This window comes from Glycomyces rhizosphaerae (assembly GCF_042647865.1).
Lineage (GTDB): Bacteria > Actinomycetota > Actinomycetes > Mycobacteriales > Micromonosporaceae > Glycomyces > Glycomyces rhizosphaerae.
The window spans coordinates 828,132-847,091 of the sequence record NZ_JBHRWO010000021.1; the positions used below are offsets into that span (position 1 = coordinate 828,132).

Consider the following 18,960-nt stretch of genomic DNA (forward strand, 5'->3'; position numbering starts at 1 on the left):
CGTATCCGGAGCACCAGCCCACATGACGAGCAGCATCGAGGCCACCTCGAGCAACGCTGAGAACAGCACGGTCGAAGAAGTCTTTTCCGACGAGGAGCTCCTCGCCGCGATCGACGCGACCATCAAATACTTCAATGACGGCGATATCGTCGAAGGTACCGTCGTCAAGGTCGACCGGGATGAAGTCCTGCTCGACATCGGCTACAAGACCGAGGGTGTCATCCCCTCGCGCGAGTTGTCGATCAAGCACGACGTGGACCCCGAAGACGTCGTCTCTGTGGGCGATCACGTTGAGGCCCTCGTCCTCCAGAAGGAGGACAAGGAAGGCCGTCTGATCCTCTCGAAGAAGCGCGCTCAGTACGAGCGCGCCTGGGGCACCATCGAGAAGATCAAGGAAGAGGACGGCGTCGTTCGCGGCTCTGTCATCGAAGTGGTCAAGGGTGGTCTCATCCTCGACATCGGCCTCCGGGGCTTCCTCCCCGCGTCGCTGGTCGAGATGCGTCGCGTGCGCGACCTGCAGCCGTACGTGGGCCGCGAGCTCGAAGCCAAGATCATCGAACTCGACAAGAACCGCAACAACGTGGTCCTGTCGCGTCGCGCCTGGCTCGAGCAGACCCAGTCCGAGGTCCGCACCGAGTTCCTGCACCAGCTTGCGAAGGGCCAGGTCCGCAAGGGCACGGTCTCCTCGATCGTCAACTTCGGCGCGTTCGTCGACCTTGGCGGCGTCGACGGCCTGGTGCACGTCTCCGAGCTCTCCTGGAAGCACATCGACCACCCGTCCGAGGTCGTCGAGGTCGGTCAGCCGGTCGAGGTCGAGGTCCTCGAGGTGGACCTGGACCGCGAGCGTGTCTCCCTGTCGCTGAAGGCGACCCAGGAAGACCCGTGGCGTCAGTTCGCCCGCACCCACGCGATCGGTCAGATCGTGCCGGGCAAGGTCACCAAGCTCGTTCCGTTCGGCGCGTTCGTTCGCGTCGAGGACGGCATCGAGGGCCTGGTGCACATCTCCGAGCTGGCCGAGCGCCACGTGGAGGTGCCCGAGCAGGTCGTCAAGGTCGGCTCCGACGCCATGGTCAAGGTCATCGACATCGACCTGGACCGTCGCCGGATCTCGCTCTCGCTCAAGCAGGCCAACGAGGCCTTCGTCGAGAACGAGGAGCAGTTCGACCCGACGCTGTACGGCATGGCCGCGCAGTACGACGACCAGGGCAACTACATCTACCCGGACGGTTTCGACTCCGAGACCGGCGAGTGGATGGAAGGCTTCGACGAGGCCCGCGAGGAGTGGGAGCGGCAGTACGCCGAGGCCCGCACCCGCTGGGAGGAGCACGGCAAGCAGATCGCCGAGCGCGTCATCACCGAAGCTCCCGCCAAGCCCGCTGAGGGCGAAGCCGCCCCCAAGGGCGAGAAGGGTGCCAAGAAGACGACGACCTCCGAGTCGAAGAAGGCTCCTTCGGCCGAGCCGCAGGGCACCTTGGCCACCGACGAGGCGCTCGCCGCTCTGCGCGAGAAGCTCGCCGGCAACTAAGTTGTCGCTCGTTTAGCTGAATAGACCACTGCCCGTCCCAGGCTGTTCGCCTGGGGCGGGTAGTGTTTTAGTTGTGCTTAAAGTCGCATTGACCGGTGGCATCGGAGCCGGTAAGAGCACGGTCGCAGCGAAGCTGTCAGAGCTTGGAGCCCGCGTCGTCGACGCGGACGCCCTCTCCCGCGAAGTCGTCGCCCCGAACACCGAGGGGCTCGCCGCGGTGGTCTCCCGTTTCGGCCCAGAGGTGCTCACCGCCGATGGCGCGCTCGATCGTGCCGAACTCGCGAAGATCGTCTTCAGCAGCCCGCCCGCGAGGGCCGAGCTCGAGGCGATCGTCCATCCGCGCGTCCGAGCCCGCGCCCGTGAACTCACCGATGCCCTTCCCGAGGACGCCATCGTCGTCCAAGACATTCCGCTCCTGGCCGAGACCGGCCAGGCGCCCGGCTTCCACCTCAACATCGACGTGGAAGCGCCGCGAGAGCTCCGGCTCGAACGGCTCGCCGAGCGGGGCCTTCCCCGCGAAGACGCCATCCGACGCATCGACGCCCAGGCCTCCGACGCGGAGCGCCGCGAGGTCTGCGACGTCGTCCTCTACAACCGGGACTCCCACCAGGACCTGGAGCACCGCGTCGCGATGCTCTGGGACGAGCGGATCGTCCCGTTCGCGGAGAACCTGCGCAGCGGGAGGTACGAGCCCCGGCCCGAAAAGCTCCAGCTCGTCGAGTCCGACCCGGCCTGGGCGCACCGCTTCGAGCACCACGCCGCGCGCTTGCGCCGCGTCATGGGCCCCAGCGCCGTCCGCATCGACCACGTCGGGTCCACCGCCGTCGCCGGCCTCCCCGCGAAGGAGGTCATCGACATCCAGATCACGGTGGTGACGCTGCACATCGTGGACGCCTTCGCGGAGGCGCTGTCCGACGCGGGGTACTTCGGCAAGGTCATGTTCGACTCGATCAAACTCGAGTTCCCGGACCGTGCGCAGTGGGAGAAGCGCTTCTACGGCTACGCCGACCCCGGCAACCTCGCGCACATCCACTTCCGGCCGATCGACAGCCCCGGCCAGCGCTTCGCGCTGCTGTTCCGCGACTGGATGCGCGCCGACCCGCAGGCCCGCGCCGAATACGCCCACGCCAAGGGCGTGCTCGCCGCGAAGTTCGATTCAGTGACTGATTACACCGCTGCCAAGGAACCCTGGTTCGACCAGGAGGCCTGGCCGCGCGCCAACGCCTGGGCCGCCGAAACCGGCTGGCACGCACCCCTCTGTTAGCGGAGGTGAGATGCGGACGGGCCTGGCCACTCTGCCAATCGACGACTTGCAAGCGTCGCCGGGAGTGCCAGGCCCGTCTCAGGTCCTCTGCGGTCAGCCGATCTTCTCGGCCACGTCCCAAGGGATCTCGGCCATCATGATGTCCTCATAAGCAAGTTCGGCACTCGCGACGCCGAAATAGGACATCATCTCCACCTCGCCCAGTCGCTCCTCGCTGAGGTGGTAGCGGAACGCGGACTGGCCCGGGGCCGCCTCGGCGTCTCCGGCGACCGGGAACTCGACCACCTGCACCCGGGCGTCGTCGATCTCGTCGACCCGCAGCAGGTGCGCCTTCTCGCCGATCGCGTCCGCGTCCTCGGCCTCCTCGGCCGCCATCTCCAGGAGCCGGAAGACCAGCGATTCGACCGGCCCGAACTGCTCTGACGTGTCCGCGTCGGTGAGCGCGTGCGTCTCCCAGTCCTCGCCGGGCGGGGTCTCGGGCCGTTCGCCGCCTTCGTGGGCGAGGGTCGCGTACCCGCCGGGCCGCGCCAGGAACAGCCGCTGGCCGCTCTCGCCCGCGGCTTCGGTGTCGGTCAGGAGCAGGTACGCGGTCATGGTGCGCCAGTCGATGGTGCCCTCGCCCGTCGTCATCTGGCCGTCGCCCGTTGGCACGGTCAGGTCCACGATGGCGGTGCTCGACCAGTTCTCGTGGCGCACCTCGGCGATGGTCTCGGCCAGCTCGGGCTCGACCGCGACCGGTTCGATCGCCGCGCCGCCCAGGAGGTCCACCGGGACGAGGCCGCTCGGATCGAAGGCGACCTCGCGCAGGAAGTCCACGGCCGAGAGGCTCGCCTCGCCGGTGTTCACCTGGAAGCGCCGGAGGTCTCCCTCGGCGTCGAGCGAGTACAGCGCCTCGGGGCTCGCCCCGGCCTCACCGGCGGCCTCCTGGTCGGTTTCGGCTGTGTCAGTTTCGACCATGATCGGCGCGCGGAAGGATTCGACGGGCTCGCCGTCGATGACGCCCTCTTCGCGCCAGGTGGCTTTTTCGGCCAGCACGGCCGGGTCGTCAGCCTTGTCGGCGGTCAGCGTGAACAGCGACGACGCGAGGATGTCGACCGTGGTCTCCAGTGGCGTTTCCGCCCCCGAGAGCATCTGCCTGGTGGTCCAGCCGTCCTCGGGGACGCGGAGGTCCGTGAAGGCCGCCTCGTCGTCCGCTCGCGTGGCGATGAGACCGGGGATGGCCTGGACCAGCTTGAAGCCCTCGCCGTCCGGCACGCGCGCGTACAGCATCGGGACGGCCCAGTCGAGGTAGCCGTCCGCGATCACCGTCTCGCCGTCCATCGGGACGCTCATGCGCACCGCGACCGGATCGGCGTCGTGGTTGCGCTCGCGCATACCGGCCAGCAGCGCGGCCTCCTCCTCGTTGACGGGCCGCTCGGCGTTCGTCTTGCCGGGAGTGCACGAGACGGCGAACCAGCCGGCGACCGCGATCGCGACGATGATGGCCATGACCCACATCAGGGCCGATTTCCAGGGAACTGAGGTAGTGGAGCTCACGCAGGGTCCAACGAGTCGGGCCGGGAAAAGTCACCGGCCCCGGGCCGCCAATACCGGCCGCCGATACCGGGGGAGCGGAGTCGTGATGAACCACTGTCGTACCCCGGCGCTACCGTTGGGTCGTGGCATTCGACATTCCCCGCGCCGAAGGGCGCTTCGAGGTGGTCGCGGAGTGGGAGCCGTCAGGCGACCAGCCGACGGCGATCGCCGACCTGACCGAACGCATCGAACGCGGCGAGCGCGACGTGGTCCTGCTGGGCGCTACCGGCACCGGCAAGTCGGCCACGTCCGCGTGGCTGATCGAGAAGCTCCAGCGGCCCGCGCTCGTGATGGTCCACAACAAGACCCTGGCCGCGCAGCTGGCGAAGGAGCTCCGCGAGCTCCTGCCGAACAACGCGGTCGAGTACTACGTCTCCTACTACGACTACTACCAGCCCGAGGCGTACGTCGCGCAGTCCGACACCTACATCGAGAAGGACGCCTCGATCAACGAGGAGGTCGAGCGGCTGCGCCACCGCGCCACGTACTCGCTGCTGACGCGGCGCGACGTAGTCGTGGTCGCGACGGTGTCGGCCATTTACGGCCTGGCGACCCCCGCCGAGTACCTCGAGCAGGCCACCGAGGTCGCGATCGGCCAGGAGTGGGACCGCGACAAGCTGCTGCGCCGCCTCGTCGACGTCCAGTACAGCCGCAACGACATCGCCTTCACCCGCGGCACCTTCCGGGTCCGCGGCGACACGATCGAGATCATCCCGGCCTACGAAGAGCTGGCGATCCGCATCGAGATGTTCGGCGACGAGATCGACCGGCTCTACTACCTGCACCCGATCACCGGCGACGTGGTCCGCGAGGTCGACCGGGTGCTCATCTTCCCCGGCTCGCACTACGCCACGGGCAACGAGCGGATGGCCCGCGCGGTCCGCACCATCGAGGCCGAACTCGAGGAGCGCCTCACCGAGCTGGAGTCCCAGGGGAAGCTACTGGAGGCGCAGCGGCTGCGCATGCGCACCGTCTTCGACCTGGAGAACATGAAGCAGATCGGCACCTGCAACGGCATCGAGAACTACTCGCGGCACATCGACGGCCGCGAGCCGGGCACGCCGCCGCACACGCTGATCGACTACTTCCCCTCGGACTTCATCACGATCCTCGACGAGTCGCACCAGACCGTCCCGCAGGTCGGCGCGATGTACGAGGGCGACGCCTCGCGCAAGCGCAACCTCGTGGACTACGGCTTCCGCCTGCCGAGCGCGATGGACAACCGGCCGCTGCGGTTCGACGAGTTCCGCGAGCGCGTGGGCCAGAGCGTGTACCTCTCGGCCACCCCGGGCAAATGGGAGCTGGAGCAGACGAACGGCCAGTTCGTGGAGCAGGTCATCCGCCCCACGGGCCTGGTCGACCCGCATGTGGAGGTCCGGCCCACGAAGGGCCAGATCGACGACCTCATGTACGAGATCAACGAGCGGGCCAAGAAGCACGAGCGGGTGCTCGTGACCACGCTGACCAAGAAGATGGCCGAGGACCTCACGGACTACTTCATGGACAACGGCATCCGGGTGCGGTACCTGCACTCGGAGGTCGAGACGCTCCGCCGGGTCGAGCTGCTCGGGGAGCTGCGCCGCGGCGACTACGACGTCCTCGTCGGCATCAACCTCCTGCGTGAGGGCCTCGACCTGCCCGAGGTGTCGCTCGTGGCGATCCTCGACGCCGACAAGGAGGGGTTCCTGCGTTCGGGGACCTCGCTGATCCAGACGATCGGGCGTGCGGCCCGAAACGTGTCCGGCACGGTGCTCATGTACGCCGACAAGCTCACCGACTCGATGAAGGCCGCGCTCGATGAGACCGACCGGCGCCGCGAGAAGCAGGTGGCCTACAACCTCGAGCACGGCATCGACCCGCAGCCGCTGCGCAAGCGCATCGGCGACATCATGGAAGACCTCTACGACACGGCGTCCGACACCAAGGACCTCGTCGAGCACGATCCGTGGGCGACGCTGCCGAAGAGCAAGCAGGAGAAGGGCGCAGGGAAGGTCCGCTCGGAGATCCTGAAGCAGCTCGAAGAGCGCAACGACCTGATGCTCGCCGCCGCAAGGGAACTGCGCTTCGAGCTCGCGGCCGCCTACCGCGACGAGATCACCGATCTGAAACGCGAACTCCGCCAGCTCGACGAAGCCGGAGCCTGAGAAGGCGAAAGGGCTCGTGCCGCGGGCACGAGCCCTTGAGGGCGGCTGGGGGCCTTAGTCGATGTCGGCGACGTGCTCCACGAGCGGGGGCTCGGCGAAGAACGGGCCGATGGACTCGCGCCACTTCGGGAACCGGTCGGTCTCACGGAAGCCCTGCTCGTGGGCCTCGACCGAGTCCCATTCGATGAGGAGCACGAAGCGGCTCGGCGACTCGACACCTTGGGTCATGCGCATCGAGCGCAGGCCGGGGGAGACCTTGACGAGCTCGCGGGCGGTGCGGTAGGCCTCCTTGAAGCCCTCTTCTTGGCCAGGGATGATCTTGATTTCAGCGACTTCGAGAACCATGGGCGGAGCCTCCCACAGCTTCAGCCACGCTGACACCACCCGCTGTAGTGTCGAGAGTGAAGTCACAAATCTGACTGATGACAAGTCGGCTTTCGGCAGGCAGAATAGTCCCGTCTGTTCAGAATCAGGTATATGGGGAGTATCCCGCAGCGCGTAAGCCGCTGTTAGCGTCGTCGTCAATGCACGGGACCGCGATCGGTCCCCGGTGGCGCTGGTCCGCAGGGACCGGGAGAGACCATGTGACCCTCCAAAGGCAAGGAAGGCAACACATTGGACCTCCCCGCGTGGGCCTGGGCTCTCACGATGGTGCTGCTCGCCTCAGTAGTCGTCTTCGACCTCTCGATGGCCGTACGCAACCCCCACAAACTATCGACAAAGGAATCGGCCACCTGGGCCGGCGTGTACATCGGCGCGGCCCTGATCTTCGGCCTCATCATGTTCGCCACCCAAGGTGCGACCTACGGCGGCGAGTTCTACGCCGGTTACCTGACCGAGCTGGCGCTCTCGGTCGACAACCTCTTCGTCTTCCTCCTCATCATCCAAGGCTTCCGCGTCCCCGCGGAGCTTCAGTCCCGTGTGCTGCTCGTCGGCATCGTCCTCTCGATCATCCTGCGCGGCGGATTCATCGCCGTCGGTTCGGTGCTCATCGAGCGGTTCAGCTGGGTCTTCCTCATCTTCGGCGCGATCCTCATCTGGACCGCGATCGGCCAGCTTCGCGAGAACAACCAAGAAGCCCATGAGGCCGAAGGCGAACAGGAGGAGTTCTCCAAGGGCCGCTTCATGACGTTCGTCGAGTCGAAGCTGCGCGTCAGCTCCGGCTACCACGGCAGCAAACTCTTCACCCGCATCGACGGCGTCAAGTTCGTGACGCCGCTGCTGCTGGCGATGCTCGCGATCGGGTCCACGGACATCCTGTTCGCGCTCGACTCGATCCCGGCGATCTTCGGGCTCACCCAGGAGCCGTACCTGGTCTTCACCGCGACGATCTTCGCGCTCATGGGGCTGCGGCAGCTGTACTTCCTGCTGGCCGCGATGCTCAAGTCGCTGAAGTTCCTGCACCTGGGCCTGGCCGCGATCCTCGGCTGGATCGGCATCAAGCTCGTCATGAACGGCCTCGCCGAGAACCAGCTGCCGTTCATCAACGGCGGCCACCACATCGAGTGGATGCCGCACATCCCGACCACGATCTCGCTCGGCGTCATCGCCGGCGTGCTCGCCACGGTCGTGATCGCCAACGGCGTCCTCCTGCGCCGTCATGGCAAGACCTGGAAGGAACTCTTCGCGGAGTCCGAGGCCGCGATGGCGCCTGCGACTCCCGCAGTCGCGACGGCCGAATAGCGCCACGGCAAGTGCAACGGCCCGCCTCCCCGAAAGGGAAGGCGGGCCGTTTCGCTGTGTCCGTGTCAGACGGCGCTGCTGTTGCCCGCCTTGACGGGCAGCCGCCGGCAGGCGGTGATGCGGGCCAGCTCGGCGTCCCGGAGCGATTCGACGACGACCTTGCCGTAGACCGGCGAGGAGAAGATGATCTCGGGCAGGTCCGACTGGCTGCGCTCGGCCATGATCGCCGGGGTCCTGGGGTCGCCGCCGTGCTCGATGAACACGAGGTCGCCCGGGTGGAGGTCCTCGAACTCGACCGACTCGCCGGTCTCGATGAGCGCCTCGTTGAAGCGCGGCACGTCGATCCCCAACTGGCGGTAAACGATCCACACCAGCCCCGGGGCGTCGATGCCGTAGGCGCTGACACCGCCGTGGAGGTAGGGGATCTCCAGCAGCTGATGGGCGAGCTTCACCGCGTCGAGCCCCGCCGCGATCAGCGAGTCCGAGGGCGAGGCGGAGGCGGGCTCGTTGGAAAGGTCGCGCTGGGGCACCCAGCCGGGCTGCCGGGGACCGGGCAGGGCCACGGGGACCCAGCCGCGGTAGGGCGCGCCGACGACCCGCAGGCGGGTGCCGAGCGTGACGCCGGGGATGGCGACGTCGCCGCCCGGCTCTTCGCGCACGGCGGTGGCGGTGGCGCTGACGAGGTGCTCGACGCCCTCCGAGTCGCCTTCGGCGGGGTACACGAGCTGATCGAGCGGTACCCAGCCCGAGGTCTCCTGCTGCGGGCAGACCACTTCGGCCCAGCCGTCCTCGACCTTGCGGACCTCGACACGGGTGCCGAGGAGGCATTGTGTACGCACACGTCCTTTGAGGCCGTTGGCGCGGATGTCGTTGGTGAGCCGGGCGACCCATTCTCGGATGGCGGACGGCACGCCCAACGCGAGCCGGTCCTCAGGTCTGGGGGCCGAGGGCTGGGCCCAGAGGGTCGCGACTGCGACGGCGATCAACGCCGGTTGTCCAGGTGCGATCGGCACGGTTGATTCTCTCCGGATGGTTCGGGCGGTTCGTCGTATGAAACGCGAGCAGGGGGGATCTCCACCAGCCCGCCGCGTTCTTCGCAGCACCGACCACCCACTGTAGCAAGTGTATCCAGATGGCGACGCTGCGGTCGGAGTGTGAACTCCGGAGGCTATTTCGCCCAATGGCCGCGAACCATGCGAAAGGTTCGGCGCGCCGGAGCTGTGGCAATATTTTTGCCATGACCGCAGTGCATGAAGCCCTCAGCCGCCTGTCCGCCGCCGCCGACGCGGGTGAGGCCCCGGCCGCCGCCGACCTGGAAGCGGTGCTGGCGAGCACGGACGCCGAGCTCATGGACGTGGTGGCCGCCGCGGCGCGACTTCGCTTCCGCCACTTCGGGAACACCGTCAAACTCAACTACCTGGTGAACCTCAAGAGCGGGTTGTGCCCCGAGGACTGCAACTACTGCTCGCAGCGGCTCGGCTCGAAGGCCGACGTCCTGAAGTACACGTGGCTGAGCCCGGAGCAGGCCGCCGAGCAGGCCGCGGCCGGCGTCGCGGGCGGGGCCTCGCGGGTGTGCCTGGTCGCGAGCGGGCGCGGGCCGACCGATATGGACGTCGAGCGGGTGGGCAAGACGATCGCGGCGGTGAAGAACGCGGCGCCGGGGGTCGAGGTGTGCGCGTGCCTGGGGCTGCTCAAGGGCGGCCAGGCCGAGCGCCTCGCCGACCTCGGCGCGGACGCCTACAACCACAACCTGAACACCTCGGAGGACTCGTACGCCGAGATCTGCTCGACGCACACGTTCAACGACCGGGTGGACACGGTGAACGCCGCGCACGGCGCGGGGCTCTCCCCGTGCTCCGGCCTCATCGCGGGCATGGGCGAGTCGGACGCCGACCTCGTGTCGGTTGCCTTGGGACTCAGGGGACTCAATGTGGACTCGATCCCGGTGAACTTCCTGCTGCCCTTCGACGGCACGCCGCTGGAGGACACGTGGGAGCTCGACCCGCGCCGGTGCGTGCGCATCCTGGCGATGGTGCGCCTGGCGAACCCGGCCGCCGAGGTGCGGCTCGCGGCCGGACGCGAAGTCCACTTGCGGCAGATGCAGGCCGTGGCGCTCCAGATCGTGAACTCGGTCTTCCTGGGGGACTACCTGACCAGCGAAGGCCAGGCCGCGAAGGACGACCTGGCGCTCATCGCCGACGCCGGCCTCGTGCCCCTCGGCCTGGAGCAGGCTCCGGCGGAGGTCCGCGAAGCCGTGAAGGTCCGCAAGCGAGGGGCGGGCACCGACGTGGCGCCGAACGCCTGACGGGACCGATGCCCCTCGGGGCGACAAACGACGCGATCGAGCACGATGGGGCCGCCCGAAGGGCGGCCCCGTCTTTGTCCGACATATCGGAGTTGCTCGATGGAATTCTGACCGATCGGCCAGGTGGGCGGGACCCCGCGGCTCACCGAATGCACGTACTATTTCGCTTCACCCCGGTTACTACTCGCCAGTAGGGACCGGATCGACTGCGAACACACAGAGGTGATCGGAATGCGCACTCCCGCAACGATGTCGGCCGTCGTGGCCCTGGCGGCAACGGCGTCAATGGCACTTGCGGCCTGCTCCGAGCCGGTCGAGGAAGGCACGCCCGGCATCACCGACGACACGGTGACGATCGGCACACACCAGCCGCTGAGCGGTGAGGCGGCGGCCGGGTACGCGTCGATCTCGGCGGCCACCTCGGCCTACTTCGCCTACGTCAACGCCAACGGCGGCATCAACGGGCGCCAGATCGAATACCTCGTCAAGGACGACGCCTACGACCCGGTCGACACCCAGAGCGCGGTGACCGACCTGGTCGAAGGAGAGGAGGTCTTCGCCATCGTCAACGGCCTCGGGACCCCCACCCACTCCTCGGTGCTCGACTACGTCGACGAGGAGGGCGTGCCGGACCTGTTCATCTCCTCGGGCTCGCGCGTCTGGAACCAGCCCCACGTCTACCCCAACACCTTCGGCTTCAACGCCGAGTACGTCACCGAGGGCGCCGCGCTGGCCCAGTACGCGCTGGACCGGCAGCCGGACGCCCGGGTCTGCGTGCTCGGGCAGGCCGACGACTACGGGGACGGCATCCTCGAAGGCGTCGAGACCGTCCTGGGCGGCAACGAGATCGCCGAGGTCCAGACCTACCTGGCCTCGGACGCCGACATCACCGACCAGATCGGCAGGCTCATGGCGGCCGAGTGCGAGGTCAACATCCTCGGCACCATCAACGGCTTCACCGCCATGGCGATCGGCACGGCCGCGCAGCTCGGGTGGTCGCCGCAGTGGTACGTCTCCTCCTCCGGCGCCGACTATCCGACGCTGGTCCAGTACCTCGGCGAGGAGACCGGCCCGGCTCTCCTGGAGGGCATGGTGAGCGTCAACTACCTGCCGTTCAGCCCCGACAGCGACTGGGTCGCGCTGTTCACGCAGATCAACGACGAGTACAACGGCGGGGCGCCGTTCACCGCCAACACCGTGTTCGGCATGAGCGCCGGGTACCTGTTCGCCGAGGCCCTCGCCGCAGCGGGCGAGGAGCCGACGCGCGAGTCGCTCATCGCCGCAGTGGAATCGGGGGAGCTGCTCGGCAACGGCATCGTGCCGCTCTCCTACAGCGACGACAACCACGCCGGATACCAGACCGTCGGCATCGCCACCATCGAGGACGGCGTCCAGGACTACGAGGGCACCACGTACAACGTCAACGTGGGCCAGGTGACCGAGGTCGAGGCCGCGCCGGTGCCCCTGGAGAACGCCGGCATCCCCCAGGGCTGACCCGTCTAGTCGGTATACCGCGCGGTCGACTCGCGCACCACGAGTTCGGTGGCGAGTTCGAGCCTGGGGGAGTCGATCTCGTTGCCCGCCGCCATCTCCAGGACCGTGCGCGCCGCCAGGGCGCCCATCTCGGCCAGGGGCTGGCGGACCGTGGTGAGCGGGGGGCTGGTCCAGCGCGATTCGGGGAGGTCGTCGAAGCCGACCACGCTCACCTGCTCGGGGATCCGCAGACCCGCTTGCCGGATCGCCTCATAAGCGCCGAAGGCCATCTGGTCCGACGAGGCGAAGATCGCGGTCGGCGGCTCGGGGAGACGCAGCAGCGCGGCCGCCGCGTCGAAGCCCGACTGGTGGCTGAAGTCGCCGTCGTAGACCATCGTCGGGTCGTACGCGAGGCCCGCGGCGTCGAACGCGGCGCGGTAGCCGTCGAAGCGGGCGCGCGAGCACAGCACCTGCTTCGGGCCGTGGATGAAGCCGATCCGGCGGTGCCCCAAGGAGACCAGGTGCTCGGTCGCGGCCAGGCCGCCCGCCCAGTTCGTCGCCCCGATCGCCGGGGCGTCCATCGTCGGGCCGCCTGAGGGATCGAGCACGACCATCGGGACGCCCAGGTGGCGCAGCTGCTCCAGGATCGGGGACGCCAGCTGCGAGACCACCAGGATCACGCCGTCCGAGGCCCTAGTGCGCAGGTTGTCGAGCCACTGCTCGGTCGAGGCCCGGCGGCGGTGGACGGCCGAGACCACGGTGCCGACGCCGGCGGCGTGCGCCGCGTCCTCGACGCCGCGGATGATCTCCACGGCCCACGGGCTGTCGAGTTCGTTGAAGACCAGGTCGACCAAGCGCGCACGGCTCGGCGCGCGGGTGGAGCGGCGGCGCTGGTAGCCGCGCTCGTTCAACAGCTCCTCGACGCGTTTGCGCGTTTCGGGCGCGACGTCCGAGCGTCCGTTGATGACCCGCGAGACCGTCGGCACGCTGACCCCCGCCTCGTCGGCGATGGCGCGGATCGTGATGCGCCCGTGTTCGTCTTCGCTCAAGAGTCCTCCTGGTCGTCCATGCCCAACCGTAATGCCGACATCCTATAGCGGCTTCCCCGGGCTCCCGGATTCCATCTGAAAGTTTCGGGAATAAGGACCGTTTCGCGACCCTGGGCAAACGCATCCCAACCTCAGATCAGCCCTAGAAGTAGCCCGTCATCGATGTTATGGTGTGCGAACCTGTATCGAAAACGATCAGAAAAGTTTCAGAAACTATCGGCCCGGAAGCAGTGTTCTCCAGCGCTTCGGGCCGCTTGAGTGGAGCAGCATGGACACCGTCACCTCTGCGGACGCGGCCGAACGGGCCGCCGGTCTGGTCAAGCGAATGACGCTCGAAGAGAAATGCGCGCAGTTGTACGGCCTGTGGCGCGGCGTCGACGCGGACGCGGGCGACATGGCCCCGCACCAGAGCGAGCAGGTCAGCGACGTCTCCGAGGACGAGGCGATCGCGCACGGACTGGGCCAGCTGACGCGGCCCTTCGGCTCGGCCCCCGTGGCCGCCGCCGAGGGCGCCGCGAACCTCGCCGCCCTCCAGCGGCGCATCCGCTCCTCCAGCCGCTTCGGCATCGCCGCCCTGGCCCACGAGGAATGCCTCACCGGCTTCATGGCCCACGGCGCCACCATCTTCCCGACCGCGCTCGCCTGGGGCGCGACCTTCGACCCCGAACTCATCGGCGCCATGGCCCAGCAGATCGGCGTCTCCATGCGCAGCGTCGGCGTCCACCAGGGTCTCGCCCCCGTCCTCGACGTCGTCGCCGACTCCCGCTGGGGCAGGACCGAAGAGACCATGGGCGAGGACCCCTACCTCACCGGCACCCTCGCCACCGCCTACGTCTCAGGCCTGCAGGACGCCGGGATCGTCGCCACCCTCAAGCACTTCGCCGGATACTCCGCCTCGCACGCCGCCCGCAACTTCGGCCCCGTCTTCATCGGCCCCCGCCAGTTCGCCGAGACCTACCTGACCCCGTTCGAGATGGCCGTGCGCATCGGCCGCGCCCGCTCCGTCATGCCCTCCTACGCGGCCAACGACGGCGTCGCCACCCACGCCAACCGCGCACTCCTCCAAGGCGTCCTGCGCGACGAATGGGGCTTCGAAGGCACCGTCGTCTCCGACTACTTCGGCGTCAACTTCCTCAACTCCCTGCAGGGCGTCGCCGCCGACCGCTCCGACGCCGCCGCGCTCGGCCTCGCGGGCGGTGTGGACGTCGAACTTCCGAGCGTGGACTGCTACGGCGAGCCCCTGCGGGCCGCCGTAGCCGCCGGACGCATCGAAGAGGACGTGATCGACCGCGCCGTCGAACGCGTCCTCACCCAGAAGATCGAGCTCGGCCTCCTCGACGAGCTGCCCGAGCCCGCCGGGACGATCGACCTCGACCCGCCGCACGCCCGCGCGCTGGCCGCCGAAGTGGCGCGGAAGTCGATCGTGCTGCTCGCCAACGACGGCACGCTGCCGCTCAATGCAGGGTCTGCAGAGGCACAGCTCGGCCGGATCGCGCTCATCGGCCCGGTCGCCGACGACAAGGCCGTCATGCTCGGCTGCTACGCCTTCCCGAACCACCACGGCCGCAACGACGCCGACTCCATCGACTCCGACGACCCGTACCCGCACGTCGACATGGGCGTCGCGATCGCGACCCTCGCGGAGCGGCTCGCCGCCGACCTGCCGGCCGCCGCCATCGAGCACCTCGCCTCGGGCTCGGTCCTCGACGCCACCGACGCCGAGATCGCCGCCGCCGCGAACGCCGCCGCGGCTTCCGACCTCGCGATCGTCGCCGTCGGCGACCGTTCCGGACTCTTCGGCCGCGGCACCTCCGGCGAAGGCTGCGACGCGCCCTCGCACGCTTTGCCGGGCCGCCAGTCGGCCCTGCTCGAAGCGGTCCTCGACTCGGGCACGCCCACGGTGGTCGTGGTGATCTCCGGCCGCCCGTACGCGCTCGGCACCGCTCCCGACCGGGCCGCCGCGATCGTGCAGGCGTTCCTGCCCGGCCAAGAGGGCGCGGGCGCGATCAGCGCGGTGCTCACCGGCGCGGCCGAGCCCGAAGGACGCCTGCCCGCGGGCGTCCCGGCGCGCCCGGACTCCCCGCCCGCCACCTACCTCGGCCCCGAACTGGCCCGCCGCTCCTCGGTCTCCTCCGTCGACCCCACGGCCCGGTACGTCTTCGGCCACGGCCTGTCCTATACCGAGTTCACCTGGGACGCACCGGAACTGCTCTCCGGCCCGGAGGTCGGGACCGAAGGCGTGGTGCAGGTCGCCGTCCGTGTGCGCAACACCGGCGGTCGCCAGGGCTCCGAGGTCGTGCAGCTGTACCTCCACGACCCGGTGGCCTCCGTGGTCCGCCCGGTGCAGCGCCTGGTCGGCTTCGCCCGGCTCGACCTGGCCCCCGGCGAGGCCGGCGAGGCCCGCTTCGCGATGCCCGTCGACCTGGCCGCGTTCGTCGGCGTCGACGGCGAGTGGGTCGTCGAGGCCGGGACGCTCGAACTGCGCCTCGGGCGCTCGGCCGCCGACCTCGCCGCACCGGTGCGCGTCGAGGTGACGGGCACGCGGCGCCTGGAACCGGGGACCCGCGCTCTCGCGACCCAGGCCACCACCGAGACCGTTGTCGGCTAGTATTGCCGGAGACGCTGGAAAACGTTTACAGACCCTCGTGACAAAGGAGTCCACTGTGACCTCCCCCTACCGTCTTGCCGTTGTCGGCACCGGCGGCATCGCACATCTGCACGCGCAGCAGCTGCTCGATCACTGCAAGGGCCGCATCGAACTGGTCGCGGCCGTCGACCCCGACACCGCCCGCCTCGACGCGTTCAAGGAGAAGTTCGGCGTCGAGCACGGCTACGCCTCGATCGAGGAGCTGCTCGCCGCCGGGCCGCTCGACCTGGTCGACCTGTGCACGCCTCCCGTCGCCCACGCCCCGGGCGCGATCGCCGCCCTCGAAGCCGGGGTCGACGTCATCTGCGAGAAGCCCCCGGCCCTCAGCCTGGAGGAGTTCGACCGCATCGCGGCCGCCGCCTCCGGCTCGGAGGGCGACTTCGCCCTCATCTCCCAGCACCGCTTCGGGTCCGCCGCCGAACGCGTGCGCGACATGATGGCCTCCGGCGTCCTCGGCCGCCTCGCCGTCGCCAAATGCGACACCCTCTGGTACCGGCCCGAGGAGTACTTCGCGGTCGAATGGCGCGGCCGCTGGGAGACCGAAGGCGGCGGCCCCACGATGGGCCACGGCATCCACCAGATCGACACGCTCCTGTCGATGGTCGGGCCCTGGTCCGAAGTGGTCGCCACCGCGCACCGCCACCGCCGCATCACCAACACCGAAGACGTCTCGCACGCGATCGTCACCCTCGAATCCGGTGCGTCCGCGGTCATCACGAATTCGCTGCTCTCCCCGCGCGAGGTCTCCCAGATCCGCCTCGACTTCGACAACGCCACCGTCGAGCTCGACCACCTCTACGGCTACGGCGACGACAACTGGAGCGTCCACCCGATCGACTCGGCCGCAGAGGAAGTCAACCGCGCCTGGGCCGGGGAGCCGCGCGGCCGCAACTCCAGCCACGGCGCCCAGTTCGCCCGCATCGCCGACGCCCTCGACGGCAAGGCCGCCCCGCCGGTCACCCTCGAGGACGCCCGCGGCACCCTCGAACTGCTCGCCGCGATCTACGCCTCCGCCTTCACCGGCAAGCGGATCCGCGCCGGGGAGATCGACCCGACCTCGCCCTTCTACCAGCGCATGGACGGCACCGGTGCCCCCTGGCCCGACCGCAAGTGACCGCCCGACCGAGATCCGACTGGAGAGAACCACGATGACGCTGAGCCTCGCCGACGACGGCACCGCCCTCTCGATCACCAAGGGCGACCTGCAGATCCTGCGGTACGTGTACCGCCCCGACAACGACCAGTTCGAATCCCCCCGGCCCTACTTCGAGCCGCTGTACGACCTCGCCGGCCACCAGGTGAGCCTCTACCGCCCGCACGACCACGTGTGGCACAAGGGCATCGCTCTCTCGCTGCCGAACGCCGGCCCCGAGAACTTCTGGGGCGGGCGCACCTTCCGCCGTGGCAAGGGCTACGTGGACGAGAAGAACGACGGCGCGATGGTCCACCAGGAGTTCACCGAGCTCACCTCGGACGAGAACGGCGTCAAGGCAGTCGAGCGCCTCGACTGGATCACCGAGGACGGCCGCCACTTCTTCTCCGAGACCCGCTCGTTCACCGTCACCGTGCTCTCGGACGACACGTGGGTGCTCTCCTTCTCGACCGCGTTCACCAACGACACGCAGGACACGGTCGTCATGGGCAGCCCCACCACCGAGGGTCGCGAGAACGCCGGCTACGGCGGCTTCTTCTGGCGTGGGCCGCGCTCCTTCACGGAGGGCCGCGTCTACACCGCCGACGGCGAGGGCGGCGACGAGATGATGGGCGTGCGCGGGGACTGGATGGCCTTCCGCGGCGCGCACGACTCGGTCGACGCCGCCTCCACCCTGGTCTTCACCGACCACCCGGAGAACCCCGGCGCACCCGTCAAGTGGTTCGTCCGCACCACCCCGTTCGCCGCGGTCTGCCCCGCGCCGTTCTTCGACACTGAGCTGCCGATGGCTCCCGGCGACACCGTGACCCTGCGGCACGCGGTCGCGATCTGCAACGGCGACACCGGAGTCGAGGGCGCCGCCAAGGCCGCCGAACTCGCCGCCGCCGAACTGGCCCGGCTGGGGTAGCGATGAGCGGCTTCCCCGGCGGCACGGCCGTCTCACTCGTCACGGTCTACGACTGGCCCACCGTGGACGGTCAGGCGGGCGGCAGCCCGCATCTGCACACCGCCTCCACCGAGGGCTACGTCGTCACCGGCGGCACCGGAGCGGTCGAGACGCTCTCGGGGAACGGCTACGAGCGCCACGACCTCGCGCGAGGGACCGTTCTGTGGTTCACCCCCGGGACGGTCCACCGCCTCGTCAACCTCTCGGGCGACCTGCAGCTCGTGGTGGTCATGCAGAACGCGGGCATCCCCGAAGCCGGGGACGCCGTGTTCACCTTCCCCGAACCGGTGCTGGCCGACCCGGAGGCTTACGCGAGAGCGGCCTCCGCACCGGCTGCCCCGCACCTCGAGGACCATGAACGCGGCGAAGCCGCCCGAACCCGCCGGGACCTCGCCATCGACGGCTACCTAGCCCTGCGCGAGCGCGTCGAGTCCGAAGGCCCGGCGGCCATGAAATCCTTGTGGGACAAAGCGGCCCACCTCGTCTCCTCCCGCACCGACACCTGGCGCCGGCTCTGGGCCGACGGACCCAAGGCCCAGGCCGACGCCACCGGCGACCACCTGGACGCCCTCGCCGAAGCCGACGCGACCCACCTGTGCGACGCCCACGTCGCCAGTGCCGGGGACGTTGCCCGCAAGTGGGGCATGTGCGGGCGCCTGGAGACCTGGGACCTGCGCCCCTAATGGCGTGCGACCGGTCTCGCACACTGCGTTACTGTGTACGCCATGGTCGCGCTTCGGTATCAGTACCGGATCTACCCGACACGTCCGCAGGCGAGGATGCTCGCTCGGACGTTCGGGTGCGTTCGCACGGTCTACAACGATGCGCTCAGGATCTTCCAGGACGCTTGGCGAGCCGGAGGGGATCGGCCTTCGATGGGTGCAGTTGCGAAGGCGGTCACCACTGATGTGAAGCGAACCGGTGAGCGGGCATGGTCGGCTGAGGTGTCAGCAGTGCCGTTGCAGCAGGCGCTGTGCGACCTCGCAACGGCTTACACCGATTTCTTCGCGTCCGTCTCGGGTAAACGGCCAGGCCCGAGGATCGGGCCGCCTCGATTTAAGAAACGCGCGGCACGGCAGGCCGCTCGATTCAACAGAAATGCCTTCTCAGTTGTATCGGGTGGGAATCTTGAAGAACGAGGAACCCGCCCGTAGTCGGTTCGCGCCAGCGGACCGCAAGCCGGGAGTCCCCGTCCG

Annotated in this window: 14 protein-coding genes and 1 pseudogene; 11 read left to right on the plus strand and 4 right to left on the minus strand. The window is 68.9% G+C overall.

Going from position 1 to position 18,960, the window contains the following annotated elements; translation table 11 throughout:
* Positions 1-22 precede the first annotated feature (22 nt).
* Together rpsA and coaE are read left to right on the plus strand one after the other, a co-directional pair.
* Positions 23-1,462 (plus strand): annotated as a pseudogene (gene rpsA, locus ACFO8M_RS24145) (30S ribosomal protein S1); the annotation flags it as partial.
* A 136-nt stretch (positions 1,463-1,598) separates the two neighbouring features.
* Positions 1,599-2,789 carry a dephospho-CoA kinase gene (gene coaE, locus ACFO8M_RS24150; RefSeq protein WP_387980308.1) on the plus strand — a complete coding sequence of 397 codons (1,191 nt, stop codon included), beginning with the start codon at positions 1,599-1,601 and terminating at the stop codon, positions 2,787-2,789.
* 93 nt (positions 2,790-2,882) lie between these two features.
* On the opposite strand, the gene ACFO8M_RS24155 is transcribed toward coaE, so the two are convergent.
* Entirely contained in the window at positions 2,883-4,325 is a 1,443-nt protein-coding gene (locus ACFO8M_RS24155) for a hypothetical protein (RefSeq protein WP_387980310.1), read from the minus strand.
* A 122-nt stretch (positions 4,326-4,447) separates the two neighbouring features.
* Between ACFO8M_RS24155 and uvrB the strand changes: the two genes are divergently transcribed.
* Complete coding sequence (uvrB, locus tag ACFO8M_RS24160; RefSeq protein WP_387980311.1) at positions 4,448-6,508, plus strand: excinuclease ABC subunit UvrB; 2,061 nt, start codon at positions 4,448-4,450, stop codon at positions 6,506-6,508.
* Positions 6,509-6,562: 54 nt separating this feature from the next.
* On the opposite strand, the gene ACFO8M_RS24165 is transcribed toward uvrB, so the two are convergent.
* Entirely contained in the window at positions 6,563-6,853 is a 291-nt protein-coding gene (locus ACFO8M_RS24165) for an antibiotic biosynthesis monooxygenase family protein (protein ID WP_387980313.1), read from the minus strand.
* A 270-nt stretch (positions 6,854-7,123) separates the two neighbouring features.
* On the opposite strand from ACFO8M_RS24165, the gene ACFO8M_RS24170 reads away from it, so the two are divergent.
* On the plus strand, positions 7,124-8,191 hold the full coding sequence (locus ACFO8M_RS24170; RefSeq protein WP_387980315.1) for a TerC/Alx family metal homeostasis membrane protein: 1,068 nt from the start codon (positions 7,124-7,126) through the stop codon (positions 8,189-8,191).
* Between the two features lie 65 nt (positions 8,192-8,256).
* Here the strand turns inward: ACFO8M_RS24170 and ACFO8M_RS24175 are convergent, their stop codons facing one another.
* A complete protein-coding gene (locus ACFO8M_RS24175; protein ID WP_387980317.1) occupies positions 8,257-9,204 on the minus strand; it encodes a C40 family peptidase in 948 nt (315 codons plus the stop codon).
* A 224-nt stretch (positions 9,205-9,428) separates the two neighbouring features.
* Here ACFO8M_RS24175 and bioB point away from each other — a divergent pair, with 224 nt between their 5' ends.
* Both bioB and ACFO8M_RS24185 read left to right on the plus strand, forming a co-directional pair.
* Positions 9,429-10,496, plus strand: a complete 1,068-nt coding sequence (bioB, locus tag ACFO8M_RS24180) for a biotin synthase BioB (RefSeq protein ID WP_387980318.1) — start codon at positions 9,429-9,431, stop codon at positions 10,494-10,496.
* Positions 10,497-10,727: 231 nt separating this feature from the next.
* Positions 10,728-11,990 carry an ABC transporter substrate-binding protein gene (locus ACFO8M_RS24185; protein ID WP_387980319.1) on the plus strand — a complete coding sequence of 421 codons (1,263 nt, stop codon included), beginning with the start codon at positions 10,728-10,730 and terminating at the stop codon, positions 11,988-11,990.
* A gap of 5 nt (positions 11,991-11,995) precedes the next feature.
* On the opposite strand, the gene ACFO8M_RS24190 is transcribed toward ACFO8M_RS24185, so the two are convergent.
* Positions 11,996-13,018 (minus strand): LacI family DNA-binding transcriptional regulator, encoded by a 1,023-nt coding sequence (locus tag ACFO8M_RS24190; RefSeq protein WP_387980320.1) that lies wholly within the window; start codon positions 13,016-13,018, stop codon positions 11,996-11,998.
* Between the two features lie 268 nt (positions 13,019-13,286).
* On the opposite strand from ACFO8M_RS24190, the gene ACFO8M_RS24195 reads away from it, so the two are divergent.
* The 5 genes from ACFO8M_RS24195 to ACFO8M_RS24215 are packed head-to-tail and all read left to right on the plus strand — an operon-like array spanning position 13,287 to position 18,918.
* Positions 13,287-15,626, plus strand: a complete 2,340-nt coding sequence (locus tag ACFO8M_RS24195) for a beta-glucosidase family protein (protein ID WP_387980321.1) — start codon at positions 13,287-13,289, stop codon at positions 15,624-15,626.
* 55 nt (positions 15,627-15,681) lie between these two features.
* Entirely contained in the window at positions 15,682-16,779 is a 1,098-nt protein-coding gene (locus ACFO8M_RS24200) for a Gfo/Idh/MocA family protein (RefSeq protein WP_387980323.1), read from the plus strand.
* A gap of 34 nt (positions 16,780-16,813) precedes the next feature.
* Positions 16,814-17,725, plus strand: a complete 912-nt coding sequence (locus ACFO8M_RS24205; RefSeq protein ID WP_387980325.1) for a DUF6807 domain-containing protein — start codon at positions 16,814-16,816, stop codon at positions 17,723-17,725.
* Positions 17,726-17,727: 2 nt separating this feature from the next.
* Entirely contained in the window at positions 17,728-18,447 is a 720-nt protein-coding gene (locus ACFO8M_RS24210; RefSeq protein ID WP_387980326.1) for a cupin domain-containing protein, read from the plus strand.
* 42 nt (positions 18,448-18,489) lie between these two features.
* Positions 18,490-18,918, plus strand: coding sequence for an RNA-guided endonuclease InsQ/TnpB family protein (locus ACFO8M_RS24215; RefSeq protein WP_387980804.1), 429 nt, complete (start codon positions 18,490-18,492; stop codon positions 18,916-18,918).
* The last annotated feature ends 42 nt before the right edge of the window (positions 18,919-18,960 follow it).